Annotated in this window: 17 protein-coding genes and 1 rRNA gene; 1 reads left to right on the top strand and 17 read right to left on the bottom strand. The window is 35.4% G+C overall.

Annotated elements, in window-relative coordinates; all coding sequences use genetic code 11:
• Positions 1–162: 162 nt before the first annotated feature.
• The 7 genes from AAIE21_RS26905 to metG all read right to left on the bottom strand — a co-directional run bounded on the left by AAIE21_RS26905 (position 163) and on the right by metG (position 6,560).
• Entirely contained in the window at positions 163–321 is a 159-nt protein-coding gene (locus tag AAIE21_RS26905) for a small, acid-soluble spore protein, alpha/beta type (protein ID WP_000070632.1), read from the bottom strand.
• Between the two features lie 113 nt (positions 322–434).
• Positions 435–698 (bottom strand): biofilm formation stimulator Veg, encoded by a 264-nt coding sequence (gene veg / locus AAIE21_RS26900; protein WP_026593109.1) that lies wholly within the window; start codon positions 696–698, stop codon positions 435–437.
• Between the two features lie 257 nt (positions 699–955).
• Positions 956–1,819: a sporulation peptidase YabG gene (yabG, locus tag AAIE21_RS26895; protein ID WP_343269520.1), complete on the bottom strand. Its 864-nt coding sequence runs from the start codon at positions 1,817–1,819 to the stop codon at positions 956–958.
• A gap of 114 nt (positions 1,820–1,933) precedes the next feature.
• Positions 1,934–2,806 carry a 16S rRNA (adenine(1518)-N(6)/adenine(1519)-N(6))-dimethyltransferase RsmA gene (rsmA, locus tag AAIE21_RS26890; protein WP_343269519.1) on the bottom strand — a complete coding sequence of 291 codons (873 nt, stop codon included), beginning with the start codon at positions 2,804–2,806 and terminating at the stop codon, positions 1,934–1,936.
• Positions 2,803–3,360: a ribonuclease M5 gene (rnmV, locus tag AAIE21_RS26885; RefSeq protein ID WP_343269518.1), complete on the bottom strand. Its 558-nt coding sequence runs from the start codon at positions 3,358–3,360 to the stop codon at positions 2,803–2,805. The genes rsmA and rnmV overlap by 4 nt, the downstream gene beginning before the upstream one ends.
• Positions 3,361–3,635: 275 nt before the next feature.
• Complete coding sequence (locus AAIE21_RS26880) at positions 3,636–4,403, bottom strand: TatD family hydrolase (RefSeq protein ID WP_343269517.1); 768 nt, start codon at positions 4,401–4,403, stop codon at positions 3,636–3,638.
• 174 nt (positions 4,404–4,577) lie between these two features.
• Entirely contained in the window at positions 4,578–6,560 is a 1,983-nt protein-coding gene (metG, locus tag AAIE21_RS26875; protein WP_481858720.1) for a methionine--tRNA ligase, read from the bottom strand.
• A 362-nt stretch (positions 6,561–6,922) separates the two neighbouring features.
• Here metG and AAIE21_RS26870 point away from each other — a divergent pair, with 362 nt between their 5' ends.
• On the top strand, positions 6,923–7,207 hold the full coding sequence (locus AAIE21_RS26870; protein ID WP_026593102.1) for an AbrB/MazE/SpoVT family DNA-binding domain-containing protein: 285 nt from the start codon (positions 6,923–6,925) through the stop codon (positions 7,205–7,207).
• A gap of 20 nt (positions 7,208–7,227) precedes the next feature.
• Here the strand turns inward: AAIE21_RS26870 and rsmI are convergent, their stop codons facing one another.
• The 10 genes from rsmI to rrf all read right to left on the bottom strand — a co-directional run bounded on the left by rsmI (position 7,228) and on the right by rrf (position 14,104).
• On the bottom strand, positions 7,228–8,103 hold the full coding sequence (gene rsmI / locus AAIE21_RS26865) for a 16S rRNA (cytidine(1402)-2'-O)-methyltransferase (protein ID WP_343269515.1): 876 nt from the start codon (positions 8,101–8,103) through the stop codon (positions 7,228–7,230).
• Positions 8,072–8,362 carry a GIY-YIG nuclease family protein gene (locus tag AAIE21_RS26860; RefSeq protein WP_343269548.1) on the bottom strand — a complete coding sequence of 97 codons (291 nt, stop codon included), beginning with the start codon at positions 8,360–8,362 and terminating at the stop codon, positions 8,072–8,074. The genes rsmI and AAIE21_RS26860 overlap by 32 nt, the downstream gene beginning before the upstream one ends.
• Positions 8,349–9,089, bottom strand: coding sequence for a tRNA1(Val) (adenine(37)-N6)-methyltransferase (locus tag AAIE21_RS26855; protein ID WP_343269514.1), 741 nt, complete (start codon positions 9,087–9,089; stop codon positions 8,349–8,351). The genes AAIE21_RS26860 and AAIE21_RS26855 overlap by 14 nt, the downstream gene beginning before the upstream one ends.
• Before the next feature lie 119 nt (positions 9,090–9,208).
• The gene (yabA, locus tag AAIE21_RS26850) at positions 9,209–9,559 is read right to left on the bottom strand and encodes a DNA replication initiation control protein YabA (protein ID WP_343269513.1); all 351 of its coding nucleotides are present in this window, start codon (positions 9,557–9,559) and stop codon (positions 9,209–9,211) included.
• A gap of 14 nt (positions 9,560–9,573) precedes the next feature.
• A complete protein-coding gene (locus AAIE21_RS26845) occupies positions 9,574–10,401 on the bottom strand; it encodes a PSP1 domain-containing protein (protein ID WP_003194202.1) in 828 nt (275 codons plus the stop codon).
• A gap of 5 nt (positions 10,402–10,406) precedes the next feature.
• The gene (gene holB / locus AAIE21_RS26840) at positions 10,407–11,390 is read right to left on the bottom strand and encodes a DNA polymerase III subunit delta' (protein WP_343269512.1); all 984 of its coding nucleotides are present in this window, start codon (positions 11,388–11,390) and stop codon (positions 10,407–10,409) included.
• Between the two features lie 35 nt (positions 11,391–11,425).
• Positions 11,426–12,052 (bottom strand): dTMP kinase, encoded by a 627-nt coding sequence (gene tmk, locus AAIE21_RS26835; protein ID WP_343269511.1) that lies wholly within the window; start codon positions 12,050–12,052, stop codon positions 11,426–11,428.
• Positions 12,053–12,060: 8 nt separating this feature from the next.
• Entirely contained in the window at positions 12,061–13,479 is a 1,419-nt protein-coding gene (locus AAIE21_RS26830) for an aminotransferase class I/II-fold pyridoxal phosphate-dependent enzyme (RefSeq protein ID WP_343269510.1), read from the bottom strand.
• Positions 13,480–13,561: 82 nt separating this feature from the next.
• Positions 13,562–13,741 carry a sigma factor G inhibitor Gin gene (locus AAIE21_RS26825; RefSeq protein WP_343269509.1) on the bottom strand — a complete coding sequence of 60 codons (180 nt, stop codon included), beginning with the start codon at positions 13,739–13,741 and terminating at the stop codon, positions 13,562–13,564.
• 247 nt (positions 13,742–13,988) lie between these two features.
• A 5S ribosomal RNA gene (gene rrf, locus AAIE21_RS26820) occupies positions 13,989–14,104 on the bottom strand.
• Positions 14,105–14,111: the final 7 nt, after the last annotated feature.

Raw genomic sequence — 14,111 nt, 5'->3', positions numbered from 1 at the left:
CGTTTATTTTACCATAAATTTATAGTAAGACGATGAAACTTCCCTAATTATAACGAAAAGCATTCAGAATGAAACTACTTATGCAAAATGATGATACCTTTTAGCGTGCAAAAAGCCGAGGAATTTCTCCTCGGCTACCGTAGCATAGAAGTTATCTTACAACTACTGGTTTTGTTTCATTAATTGCTGCTCTGCAATCTCAATGGCCCGTTTCACCATATTCCCAGCATCTTTCGCACGAATTCCGCCCCATCCTTCTTTCTGAACAACATCATAAAATCCAAGCTCTTTTGCAAGCTCTTCTTTAAACTGATTTGACATGACTCCTCTTCGTCTACTCAATGCAGGTTCCCTCCTTATTTTGCTACGGTATAATTAGTTTACAAAAAAATGCCCTTCTTTATTTATGGGAATATATGTAACAAGATAGGTAATTATCCTAAAATAACCTCGTTATGAGGGTCATCATAAAACGTTAATTCCACCGTCTCTGTTAAAACATCTGCATAGCTATAGGACACACGCTGCAATGTATCCTCTTGTTGATCTAACTGTACCACAAAAACAGAACGGTAAGTTTCTGCTAGTACACCTGATTGTTCCACTGTTTTTCTTCTTCCACTATTCGCCTTTAACATAAGGCGCTTCCCAAGATGATGATCTAATTCACTTTTAATTTCATCTAAACGTTTTGACATATACTTTGCTACACCTCACTGTAATTTAGAGTGAATACATAAATACATGGTATATCTATCCCAATCATTTCCTATACATAACGGACAATATCTTCGCAAGAACCTAATGCGCTCGAATAGATAGAAGAATTACTATATTGTAAAAGTATCATTGTATAGTCTGTACGTTCTTATCTTTTTTTATCCAAACACTTACAAATCCTTGTTTAAGGTACATATTCATCCATAAAAAAAAGCAAAGTACATATATACCTTGCTTACTCTTCATAATACTGAAAAGGCAACCCTGTTCGTAAAAGTCCTCTTGTCTCAATACCACCGAGACCTTTTTGCCCAGTAATGGTATTTCGAACAACATCCCATACGTTTACGCGTTCCATAAATGAAGTAAAACTAATCTTTCCCACTACATATACTGGATCCAATGCATGAATATTAATACGAGATGGTGAGCTAGCAAAATTAGCACCAGCTCGAATTAAAGCTTCAAAATGAGACTGACATGCCCCAGCGAAAATTACAAGTTGATCTAAAGAAGGGTATTTTTTCCTTACTTCCCGAACAGCCTGTACAAAATGCCGAGAATGACGGTAAGCCGCTAAATCTCCCATAACTCCTTTTGATTTTGTATATGCATCATGTCCTGTAATTACTAAAATATCTGGACGAAAATGATCGATTAAATCAACTACCTTTTCATGCATTTCTGTTTCTTTACAATGTATCCCTTGAACTGGAACACCTATCTTTGTATATAAATCTAAACATTTCCGTAAATATAATGGGTCTCCATCTATATGCAAAACCCTACCTGGCATTTGAAAATAATTAACTTCACTCGTATATCCACCTGTAGAATTGTGTTCGTGACGTTGCTTCATCAAGACGTAGTCCTGATGAAACAGACGATATGTTTGCTCCATCGTTTCCTTTTCACGCTTTGCTCTTTTTTTATACTCACGCTGATCAATGACAATTAAATCTTCAAGCGGTGCATCTGCTATAAGCCTAACTTCTTCTCCAAACAATATTGCAATTTCACCTTTTATTTCGGTAATACGAAAAAGAATATCTCGATTATAAGATTGTCGTTCCACTAAATCTCCCACATGTACAGCCATCATCCTACCTCCAAACTCATTAGGCCATCTCACTAACCATGTTCTGTTTTTAACGTATGAATTTAGAGTGAAAAGGGTGACAAAAAGGACAGCTCGATTCAAGCTGTCCTTTTATTATTTATGAGAGATTAACGCATTGCTCAGCGCTGCGAATTCTTCAATTGATAACGTTTCGCCTCGTCGTTTTGGATCAATGCCTACTTCTGTTAAAATACGCTCTAATAACTCTTTATCTTTCGGGAAACCGTTTAGATTATTTGATAAGTTATTCATCAATGTTTTACGACGTTGTGCAAAGCTTGCTCGTACTACCTCAAAGAAAAACTTCTCATCTTTCACTTCTACAATTGGTTTTGGACGTTTTAAAAGACGAATAACCGCAGAATCTACATTTGGTTGTGGTACAAATACAGTACGAGGAACAGTCATCACTGTTTCTACTTCCGTATAATATTGGATTGCAATAGATAAAGAACCATAATCTTTCGTGCCTGGTTTCGCTGCTAAACGATCGCCTACTTCCTTTTGCATCATAACAACAAATCCACGAACTGGTAGCTTTTCTTCAAGCAACTTAAATAAAATTGGTGTTGTAACATAATACGGTAAATTAGCTACCACCATTACGTCTTGTCCTTCTTCAAATTGCTCTTCAAATACCTCATGCACATCTGCCTTTAAAATATCCTTATTAATAACAGTTACATTACCATAAGGAGCTAACGTCTCATCTAAAATTGGCAATAATCGTTGATCAATTTCAAAGGCTACTACCTTTTTAGCACGTTTTGCTAATTGCTCTGTTAACGCTCCAATACCAGGACCAATTTCAATGGCTCCGCTCTCTGATCCGATTTCTGCATAATCGACAATACGATTTAATACATTTGTATCAATTAAAAAATTTTGTCCCAAACTCTTTTTGAATGAAAATCCGTACTTTTCAACAATGTCTTTCGTACGATTTGGTGTTGCGATATCCTTCATTTCTTTTCCTCCTGTAATACTTGTTTATATGCTTCCGCAAATGCTTCTTTTGAAACTTGAAACATTTGTAAACGTTTATGTAACTGCTTTGCATTTGTATAACCAATCTTTAATAGTTTACCCATTTTTTCTCTACGACTTTTTGCCTGCTCTCCACCCACTAAACCAGCATCTACTAAGTCACTCCAACTAATTTCGCTCGTATAAGCTTCCATTTCTTCGTGAATATTTTCTAAAGCACGGCGAATGGACTCATTGGAAGCATGTTCAATCCCGACTCCTTTTTTTCTTTTTGCAAGCGCCTCTTCTTTCGGTAAGAAAGCATGCTTACAACCCGGAACCTTCTCCGAAATAATTTTCCGAATACGCTCTCCTGGATAATCAGGGTCTGTCAAAATAATAACGCCTCGTTTTTGCTGTGCCAATTTTACTTGCTCAATGACATGATCACCGATTGCTGAACCGTTCGTCTCAATTGTATCTGCATCAACAGCACGCTTAATTGCAACTGTATCATCTTTACCTTCTACAACGATAATCTCTTTAATTTTCATGACTGCCTCCACACTCATTTCGTCTCTACTTAGTAAAACAAAAAAACGAATACTTTTCCATTATTATTTTCCCATTAATACAATTTAAAAAGCAGAGGAGAAAAAATCCTCTGCCTACTCTTCTTATTGTAACACTTTAATCTTTACTTGTTTTCTTCCCCATAAATGTATCGGCCAATTAACTAAATTGCATTTTCCTTCTTTTATCCTTTTCATTCCAAGGTGACAATACAAAAAAGATAAGATAAAAGAAAAGAATGGAACCCTATCCTTTTTTATTCAATACCAAATAAAACTTTTGCATTTTCTGTAGTTACCTTTGCGACTTCTTCATATGAAATACCTTTTAAGTTAGCAATTTCTTCTGCCACAAGTTTCACATAGCTTGGCTCATTTCGTTTACCACGAAACGGATGTGGCGTTAAGTATGGACAATCCGTTTCTATCAATAACTTTTCCATTGGAATTTCCATTGCAACTTCTTTCGGTTTCTTTGCATTTTTGAAGGTTACTGGCCCACCCAATGAAATTAAGAAATTCATATCAACACATTGCTTGGCCACTTCTACACTGCCACTAAAGCAATGCATAATTCCTCCTACCTCAGCTGCATTTTCTTCTTCTAGAATATCCACGATATCTTGCGTTGCATCCCGATTATGTATAATAATAGGCAACTTCACTTTCTTTGCCAACTGAATTTGTTTACGAAATACTTCTTTCTGTATTTCTTTCGGAGATTTGTCCCAATGATAATCTAATCCCATTTCACCAAGAGCAACAACTTTTGGATGTGTTGCTAATTCTTCTAACCAAACTAAATGCTCTTCTGTCATATCAATTGCATCAACAGGATGCCAACCAACCGCTGCATAAATAAAGTCATATGTTTCTGCAAGATCAATTGCTTTTTTTATTGTTACTTCATCAAAACCAACAACAACTGTATACGAAACTCCAACTTCTTTCATCCTTACAATAACTTCCTGTAAATCTTCCTCAAATTGCTCTGCATTTAAATGTGAATGTGTATCAAACAACATAATAAATATCTCCTTTTATTTGAAATAAACCCTATCATAGTTAATCTTCCCTAACAACGTAACGACAACAATAGTACAATCTTAATACAAAAAGGGAACTTTTAAAAAAATTCCTGACAAGAAAAAAGATGCTTCACGAATGTTACACGTGAAACATCTCTTATTTTGTCAAGACTACTTGATTTTTGTACCATTTGGTAAATTTTGATCAATTGTTGCTAACGAAAGTACTCCGTTTTCTTCACCTGCTAAAATCATGCCTTGTGATAATTCACCACGTAATTTAACTGGTTTTAAATTCGTTACACAAATAACTTTTTTACCTTTTAATTCTTCTGGTGTGTAAAATTTAGCAATTCCAGAAACAACTTGTCGCTTTTCTGTACCTAAATCAAGTTGAATTTTTAACAATTTATCTGCTTTTTTTACAGGTTCTGCTTCTATTACTTCCGCCACACGCAATTCAACTTTGAAGAAATCATCAATTGTAATTTCTTCTGCTTTCGGTTCCTCTTCCTTTTTCTCTTCCACTTTAGGAGCAGAACCTTTCATTTGTTCTTTAATATATTCAACCTCTACTTCTACCTCTAAGCGCGGGAAAATTGGCTGTCCTTTGACTACTTTTGTATCAGCTGGAATACAACCAATCGCAGAAAGACTATTCCAAGATTGATACGCTTCATCTGTAAGGCCAAGTTGCGCAAAGATTTTACTTGGTGTTGCTGTCAAGAATGGCATAAGCATAATACCCGTTTGGCGAAGCATTTCTGCAAGGTGTGCCATTACAGAAGCAAGTTTATTACGATCATTCTCGTCTTTTGCCAATACCCAAGGTTTTGTTTCGTCAATATATTTATTCGTACGGCTAACCAATTGCCAAATGGAGCTTAATGCTACTGAAAACTCCATATTTTCCATTGCTTCTTCTACTTTTTTCAATGTATCTTGTGCAAACGCTACTAATATTTCATCAAACTCTGTTACATTTTCTTTAAAAGCAGGAATTTCTCCATTAAAATACTTATCAATCATCGCTACTGTACGATTTAATAAGTTTCCTAAGTCGTTTGCAAGGTCAAAGTTAATTCGCTCAACAAAACCTTCTGGCGTAAATACACCGTCTGATCCAAATGGAACTTCACGAAGTAAATAGTAACGCAATGCATCTAATCCATAGCGATCAATCAACGTAACGGGGTCAACTACATTACCTTTTGATTTACTCATTTTTCCATCTTTCATTAAAATCCAACCATGAGCAAATACCTTTTTCGGCAGTGGTAAATCTAGTGCCATTAAAATAATTGGCCAATAAATTGTATGGAAACGAACAATTTCTTTTCCTACTAAATGAACATCTGCTGGCCAATACTTTTTATATTTCTCTTCATTATCTGTTCCATATCCTAGTGCTGTAATGTAATTAGATAATGCGTCTACCCATACGTAAACAACATGTTTTGGATTACCTGGTACACGAATTCCCCAATCAAAAGAAGTACGAGAAACTGCTAAATCTTCTAAACCTGGTTTAATGAAGTTATTAATCATTTCATTTTTACGGGATTCAGGTTGGATAAAGTGTGGATTCTCTTCGTAAAATTGGAGTAGTCGATCTACATATTTACCCATTCTAAAGAAATAAGATTCTTCGCGAACAAGTTCTACAGCATGACCACTATCTGGACTTTTTCCGCCGATTACTTTGTCGCCTTCCATAATCGGATCAACAAGTTGATGTTCTGTGTAGAATGTTTCATCCTGTACAGAGTACCATCCTTCATATTCATCAAGATAAATATCACCTTGATCCACAAGCTGTTTAAAAATCTTTTCGACAACTTCCTTATGACGATCTTCGGTTGTACGAATAAAGTCATCATAAGAAATGTCCATTTTCTCCCACAATTCTTTAATTCCTGCTACAATGTTATCAACATATGCTTGTGGTGTAACTTGTAGTTCTTCTGCTTTCTTTTGAATCTTTTGTCCATGCTCATCAGTACCTGTTAAATAATGAACATCATATCCTTGCATGCGCTTGTAGCGTGCCATTGCATCTCCTGCTACCGTTGTATAAGCATGCCCAATATGAAGCTTTCCGCTTGGATAATAAATTGGAGTAGTAATATAAAAGGTTTTATTTTCCTCTGTCATTGTTTTGAACCTCCCAAATGACCTCATATGTATTTATAAATAGTATATCAAAAACTGACGCATAAAAACGAATTAATGCTCGATTATCTTTATCATCTATTACTCATATTCAAAAAAATATACAGTTATTTATTTGAATTATTGATAAAATTTAAAAATACAGTAAAATACTTGCGTAATTCTTTCATTTTCTATTATATATAAGAAGTAGAAAAATCTATAATTCTTTCATAAAATATAAAATTTAAGAATTGACGGAAATGTAAATGATTGGTATCATATGTTCATAGGGTATTTTGTCGAAAAATGACGAATTAATATATAGACTCGCAAACTTACAGAATATGAGGAGGATAACGAATATGAAATCTACTGGTATCGTTCGTAAAGTTGATGAATTAGGCCGTGTTGTAATTCCGATTGAATTACGTCGTACATTAGGAATTGCTGAAAAGGATGCTCTTGAAATTTACGTTGATGACGAAAAAATCATCCTAAAAAAATATAAGCCAAACATGACTTGCCAAGTAACTGGTGAAGTATCTGATGGTAACCTTTCTTTAGCTGAAGGTAAAATTATTTTAAGCAAAGAAGGCGCTGAACAAGTCTTAAACGAACTTCAACAATATATTCAAGCAGCAAAATAAGCTTCTCAATTATGAGAAGCTTATTTTTTATCGACATGATATATTTGATAGACGTCTCGTTTCGACAAATCTCGTTCTTTTGCAACTTTTTTAATTGCATCCTTTGAAGACATTCCTTGCTCGTTTATATAATGTTCAATATGGTCGTATACTGATATAGATTCCCACCATTGTTCCTCTGGAGCAGCTTCCTCTTTTGACCCAGATACCAATATACAAAATTCACCACGAACTTCATTTTGTTTTGTCCATTCGATGGCTTCTTCTATCGAGCCACGAATAAATTCCTCAAATTTTTTCGTTAACTCTCGGCACAATACAATCTCTCTATTTCCAAATACTTCTCTCATAGAAATTAATGTATCATCTAACCGATGCGGCGCTTCATAGAACATCATTGTAGTTGGAACATAACGAAGTTTTTCTAATTCTGCCTTACGTTCTTTTTTATTTCTTTGCAAAAATCCATAAAAGTAGAAATGTCTCGTTTCTAACCCTGATGCAATCAACGCCGTAAGCGCAGCATTTGCCCCTGGAAGTGGGATAACATGATATTGATTCTCTACGGCTTCTACAACAATGTCGTAGCCTGGATCAGAAATACAAGGCATACCAGCATCACTTACAAGCGCTACTGTTTTTCCATCTTCTAGCTTATCTAAAATTTTTTGTCCACTTACTTCCTTATTATGCTCATGATAACTCATAACTGGTGTTTCAATTTCAAAATAGTTACAAAGCTTTTTCGTCTGCCGCGTATCTTCAGCTGCAATAATATCAGCCTCTTTCAATATCCGAATTGAGCGAAACGTCATATCTTCTAAATTACCAATCGGTGTTGGAACTAAATATAAGACTCCCTTTTCATTTGCTTGAAAGCTTTTTTGTTGCCACATAACGTTCTCCTTTTTGCATATATGCTTCTTTTTCTTTTCGCTTTAACTGTTTAAAGTGATATTCAGCTTGCATAGCTGTCGTTTTCTCTTCATGAACCTCTACATATTTTAAAACGACAGGAAGCCTAGCACGAGTGTAACGCGCTCCCTTCCCGTTATTATGAGTTTGAATTCGTTTCTCTAAATTATTTGTATACCCTGCATAATAACTCTTATCTGAGCATTCCACTACGTAAAAATAATGTTTATTTTTCTCCATATAAGATCGAACGAAGCTCCTTTGTATACTCATTATCTTCCTCATATACAAAAAGAGGCGGTAAAATTTTCAAATCTGCATTTCCATCTTTAATTCCTTCTATTAGTAGCGTATTTGCTTCTTTCCCTGCCTTTGGATATACAAACTGCACACGCTTTGGTTCAATCTTATACTTTCTCATCAATGTTACAATATCCAGTAATCGACCCGGACGATGAACAAACGCCACCTTACCACCTTGCTTTACAAGCTGACTACTAGCATATACGACATCTTCTAATGTACACATAATTTCATGACGAGCTATGGCTAAATGTTCATTCATATTTTTCTCAGATGCTGTTGGTGTTTGGAAGTAGGGAGGGTTACATGTTACAACATCATATTGATGACGCCCCAGCCTTTCCGGCATATCTTTTAAATCTCCATGTATTAAATGAATTCTTTCTTCCAGATTGTTATACTGAACGCTTCTAATTCCCATATCATGTAAACGCTCTTGAATTTCTACACCTGTAATCGTACCTTTTGTTCTTGTACTTAATAAAAGCGGAATAACAGCATTTCCTGTACATAAATCAAGTAAATTCCCCTTTTGAATCGGAACCCACGCGAAATTTGCAAGTAACACTGCATCTAAAGAGAAATTAAACACAGATGGACTTTGAATAATTTTCATTTCTTCCGCTAGTAAATAATCTAAACGTTCATCTTCATATAAGTGCATATACTATTCCCTTTCTTATACTTAACCTACCCTATTTACGTAAAAGCAAAAACTATTCCATCTTATCTTTATTCTCATGTATAAAAAATTACCTTTCCAAGTATATTGGAAAGGTAATTTCATTTTTTATTTAAAAATGACAGACAGAATAAACAATCTCCTTCTTTACGTACACTTCCATAATGTAAATTACAGATATGGAAACCTTCTTGATATAGACGGGCTAAGTTATCATACCCTTCACCAATATCCGTTTTGGGTTTCATTTCTTTTCGTTTTTGAGTTTTTTTCTTTTCCTTATCCTGTATTTCTTCAAAACGACGTCGCAAATTTTCATTTTCCATTTTAATATGTTGGTTTTCTTCAAGTAACTCTGCAAGATGTTGCTTTAATTCTCCCAACTGCTTATATAAATGGCCAATTTGCTCTTCCATACTGGAAACCGCTGCAAAAATATCCTTTTTCTCCACAAGCACCCACCTCATTAATCTGTGGTTTGACTCGAAACGACCCCTTCATTAATTAATTCATCTAACGTATATTCTACTATCCGTTCCTTGTCTACTAGTTCCACTTGAATTAATCTTTCTAAAATATTTAATCCGATGACGCGTCCAAGACCATGCGGTGTTTGTATACGTTGATCTAAATCAGGAAGTTGCTCTTTTGCCGCTTCATATTCGTCATTCTCATATTTTAAGCAACACATTAATCGGCCACATAAGCCAGAAATTTTTGCAGGATTTAATGATAAATTTTGATCCTTCGCCATTTTAATGGATACAGGTTCAAAATCACCTAAAAATGTAGAACAACAAAGCATGCGACCACATGGGCCAATACCACCAAGCATTTTTGCTTCATCGCGAACACCAATTTGTCTTAGCTCAATTCTTGTCCGGAAAATTGCAGCTAAGTCTTTTACAAGCTCACGGAAGTCAATACGACCGTCCGCTGTAAAATAAAAAATGATCTTATTACGATCAAACGTATATTCTACATCTACAAGTTTCATATCAAGCTTGTGTTCCCCTACCTTTTGTTGACAAACTTGATATGCTTCTTTTGCAGCATGTTTGTTCTCTTCAACAATTGTCCGATCATTTTCATTCGCAATGCGAATAACTTTCTTTAGCGGTAGTACAACATCGTTTTCATCAACTTGCTTTTTTGTAATAACTACTTTCCCATATTCAATACCTCGTACAGTTTCCACGATCACAAATTCATTTTCTGAGATATCGAATTGATTCGGGTCAAAGTAATACACTTTTCCGGCCTTCTTAAAGCGAACACCTACTACATCATACAAAACGGTCATCCCTCCTGCAACCGCAACACTAACTGTTCGAACACAAGCTGCGCATTTACATTAGCGTTGATTCTATTTTTTGCTTCTAATATATTAAAAAGAGCTGATACAATGCGCTTCTGAGCGTAGGAGAAAGAATGAAACATCTCCTTTTGATCTTGAAAGACAAGACGATTTTCCTCTCCTAGTTGAACATATAATAAATCCTTATAAATAAGGAGTAGCATATCTAAACCTTGTTGTAATTGTTCCTTCTCTCCAAAGTGTTTTCCCCACTTTTCTTGTACAAAAAAAAGAGAGGTTGTATCTTTTTCGAGCGCTTCACATAATTTTATCACTAAAGTTCGTGCTTGTGCAAACCATTCATCATTGCATAGCAATAACGCTTCCTCAAAACTATTGGTAAGTTGTGCGGCGAGAGTGGATAAAGAAACTGCAACTCCATCCGCTTGTAACCTCTCAATTAAGGCTTCTGCAGCGAGGGGTCTAAATGTTACAACCTGACAACGAGATAAAATCGTATTTAAAATTTTATGACTTTGTTCAGTAAGTAAAATAGCCGTTGTATCACTACTTGGTTCTTCTAAAAATTTCAATAAGGTATTAGCAGCATTTGCCGTCATTCGATCTGCATGCTCAATAATATACACCTTTTTATTTGCCTCTAAACCCGTTTTAGAAAACTCTTCCTGCAAGTCATGAATTTGTTGTTTTTTTATAGATAACCCATCTGGTTTTACAACGTGTAAATTCGGATGATTGCCTGAATCAATCCGCCGGCAGTTCGTACATATATGACACGGTTCTACACCTTTTCTTTGTAAACAAAGAAAACTTTTTGCCATTTGAATTGCCGTTTCATATTTTCCAGTTCCTTTTGCGCCTTCTAACAAATAAGCGTGGGATATACGCCCTTTTGCAATACTATTCATCAACATCTTTACACCAATGGGTTGTATAGCAGAAAGCTGCTCCCACGTCCTCGTCATAATGCATACCTCACTTGTTTTATACTTTCCTTTTATTATAACAATTTATCTTCTATAAGCTGAATAACTTCTTCCATAATCTTTTCTATTGGTTGATCTGCATTCACAACAACTATGCGATTTGAAAAGCGATCTACAAGCTGTAAGTACCCCTCACGAACGCGCTCATGAAATTTCATACTTTCCATATCTAAACGATTCACTTCACGATTAGCATCCTTTTCAATGCGTGCTAAGCCCACCTCGGGTTCAATATCTAGATAAATTGTCAAACTAGGCATACAGTCTTCTGTTGCAAATCGATTAATTTCAAATATTTTATCAATACCTAGACCTCTTGCATAACCTTGATAAGCAAGTGAGCTATCAATAAAACGATCACATAATACAAGGTAGTTTCTCTCCAAAGCTGGCATAACTTTTTCTACCAAATGCTGTCTACGTGCTGCAGCATATAACAATGCCTCTGTACGCGCCTCCATCATCGTATACTCTTGTTTATGTAAGATTTCTCGGATCTCTTCTGAAATTGCGATACCACCTGGTTCTCTTGTTGCTATTACTTTTTGTTCTTTCTTTTCAAAGTACGGTAATAACTTTTTAATTAATGTCGATTTACCTGAACCCTCTGGCCCTTCAATTGTTACAAATAATCCCTTCATCCTAAAACCTACTTTCTTTCTATATCATACACATTCATATATTCTATATTTCCTTGAAAACGAGCACCCGTTTCTTCTAAATAAGAAATTTGTTCGATATGTTCTGTAGTAATTTCCTCTCCGTACATAAGTAAGGGAATGCCTGGTGGATATGGAATAACCATATCCGCTGCAATCATCCCAGCAGCTTCTTTTAAAGGTACAACTTTTTTCTTATACTTTTCTAATTGCTTATAAGTACACGGTAATGAAGAAGAGTTCCCCTTGTAAGTATACCGAATAGATGGTTTCTTGTCTGTTACCGTATAATTACGTAATGCTGAACGTATTACTTCTATTACTTTTATATACTGCTTATTTACTTGCAATGGTAAAATGAATAAAACATTAAATGGATCTGCCATTTCTGCGTATATACCTATCTTTTCAAATATCGATTGTAATTCGTATCCAGAAAGCTCACAGCGCGTTTGTACCGTAACTTTGAGCTCATCCTGCAAAGGATACTGTAAAACAGCGATTTGTGGAATACGCTGCAATTCTTCCCTAAATCCTCTCGCAAACTCCACAATTTCATGGCAGCCCTTCTTCTTCATATTCGCTAATGCAAAACGCGCTACATCTAATGAAGCCATAATTGGATAAGATGGGCTGCTAGATTGTAACATATTTAAATAGAAAGAAACTTTCTCAGCATTCACTAAATTACTATTGATATGTAAATAAGAACCCATAGTCATAGCAGGCAATGTCTTATGCGCTGAGTGTACAACTATATCAGCACCGTATTCTAATGCTGACTTAGGAAATGGCTCTCCTATACAAAAATGGGCCCCATGTGCCTCATCTACTAAAACAGGAATTTTATGTGCGTGTGCACACATAATACTTTCTTTTAAATCAATCCCCATACCGTAATAGTTAGGATGTGTTAAAATCAATGCCCTGGCTTCTGGATATCGTTCAATAGCTCTTTTAATGACCTCATGTTGAACGCCCACTGGCACGCCATACAATTCATCAATCCAAGGCTCTAAAAATACTGGATTCACTCCAGCTAACTTCAAGCCATTGATAATAGATTTGTGGCAATTTCTTTGTACAAGAACAATATCATCCTCCTTGCAACATGATAAAATCATTGCCAAATTTCCGACTGTAGAACCATTAATTAAAAAACAACTCTTTTTCACACCATATACATCGGCCAGTAATTGCTGTGCTTCATCTATACATTCAAACGGACTATGTAAATCATCTAATCCTGTTAATTCTGTTACATCGATAGAAAGTACATCACTAAAGCCGGATTGTGCCTGCTCCGGAAAATTCAAACCATTTTTATGTCCTGGAACGTGTAAAGATAGAGGCTTTTTATCTTTAAACTGAATTAACGCCTCATATAACGGTATTCGATTTTGATTCATATTCATCTCTTCCTTACTTTTCATTCTATACCTATTATACAGATATATAAGAGCAAAAAAAATAATAGGCATATGTGCCTATTTAAGAATATGATATTTGAATTTTTCGCAGTTGTTTTAAATAGTGTATATATTTAGGGTCATTTGTTTCAGTTTCTACCATGTCTCGTTCACAAGCATCGCATATAAAACTTGTGTGTACATGTATCCCATCATCTTTCCTATTCTCACATACAATGCAAACCTCATGTTTTGTTTCCATATCTTTATCCTCATCATTTTCCTGTAAATAAAACGATGTAGGATATTCCCCCCTTCTATTTTGAATTAATATATACTTACTCCTATTCCTTGACACTTTTCCGAAAAATATACATTGTTTTGTTATATAATATGAATCACATTTGGGCAATGTGTTTGTCATCCATAGACTGAAATTAAACTTTCCTTCACAATACTTTTTCACCTAAAAATAAAAAAGCACGAGTCAATTGACTCGTGCTTTAATTGCTTGGCGACGTCCTACTCTCACAGGGACAAGGTCCCAACTACCATCGGCGCTAGAGAGCTTAACTTCCGTGTTCGGTATGGGAACGGGTGTGACCTCTCTGCCATCATCACCAAACTATTGA

Source organism: Paenibacillus sp. 102 (assembly GCF_039549175.1).
Classification (GTDB): Bacteria; Bacillota; Bacilli; order Bacillales; family Bacillaceae_G; genus Bacillus_A.
This window is presented reverse-complemented; position numbering and strand designations above follow the sequence as displayed.

Bases quoted from the DNA above. Each gene is read 5' to 3' on its own strand.
- rsmI (WP_343269515.1), bottom strand. From the start codon at position 8,103: ATGTGGCAACAAAAAAGCTTTCAAGCAAATGAAAAGGGAGTCTTATAT.
- veg (WP_026593109.1), bottom strand. From the start codon at position 698: ATGTCAAAACGTTTAGATGAAATTAAAAGTGAATTAGATCATCATCTT.
- rsmA (WP_343269519.1), bottom strand. From the start codon at position 2,806: ATGAAGGATATCGCAACACCAAATCGTACGAAAGACATTGTTGAAAAG.
- rnmV (WP_343269518.1), bottom strand. From the start codon at position 3,360: ATGAAAATTAAAGAGATTATCGTTGTAGAAGGTAAAGATGATACAGTT.
- AAIE21_RS26825 (WP_343269509.1), bottom strand. From the start codon at position 13,741: ATGGAAACAAAACATGAGGTTTGCATTGTATGTGAGAATAGGAAAGAT.
- AAIE21_RS26870 (WP_026593102.1), top strand. From the start codon at position 6,923: ATGAAATCTACTGGTATCGTTCGTAAAGTTGATGAATTAGGCCGTGTT.
- AAIE21_RS26855 (WP_343269514.1), bottom strand. From the start codon at position 9,089: ATGCACTTATATGAAGATGAACGTTTAGATTATTTACTAGCGGAAGAA.
- tmk (WP_343269511.1), bottom strand. From the start codon at position 12,052: ATGAAGGGATTATTTGTAACAATTGAAGGGCCAGAGGGTTCAGGTAAA.
- AAIE21_RS26830 (WP_343269510.1), bottom strand. From the start codon at position 13,479: ATGAATCAAAATCGAATACCGTTATATGAGGCGTTAATTCAGTTTAAA.
- AAIE21_RS26880 (WP_343269517.1), bottom strand. From the start codon at position 4,403: ATGTTGTTTGATACACATTCACATTTAAATGCAGAGCAATTTGAGGAA.
- AAIE21_RS26905 (WP_000070632.1), bottom strand. From the start codon at position 321: ATGTCAAATCAGTTTAAAGAAGAGCTTGCAAAAGAGCTTGGATTTTAT.
- metG (WP_481858720.1), bottom strand. From the start codon at position 6,560: ATGACAGAGGAAAATAAAACCTTTTATATTACTACTCCAATTTATTAT.
- AAIE21_RS26860 (WP_343269548.1), bottom strand. From the start codon at position 8,362: ATGGAGAAAAATAAACATTATTTTTACGTAGTGGAATGCTCAGATAAG.
- yabG (WP_343269520.1), bottom strand. From the start codon at position 1,819: ATGGCTGTACATGTGGGAGATTTAGTGGAACGACAATCTTATAATCGA.
- holB (WP_343269512.1), bottom strand. From the start codon at position 11,390: ATGACGAGGACGTGGGAGCAGCTTTCTGCTATACAACCCATTGGTGTA.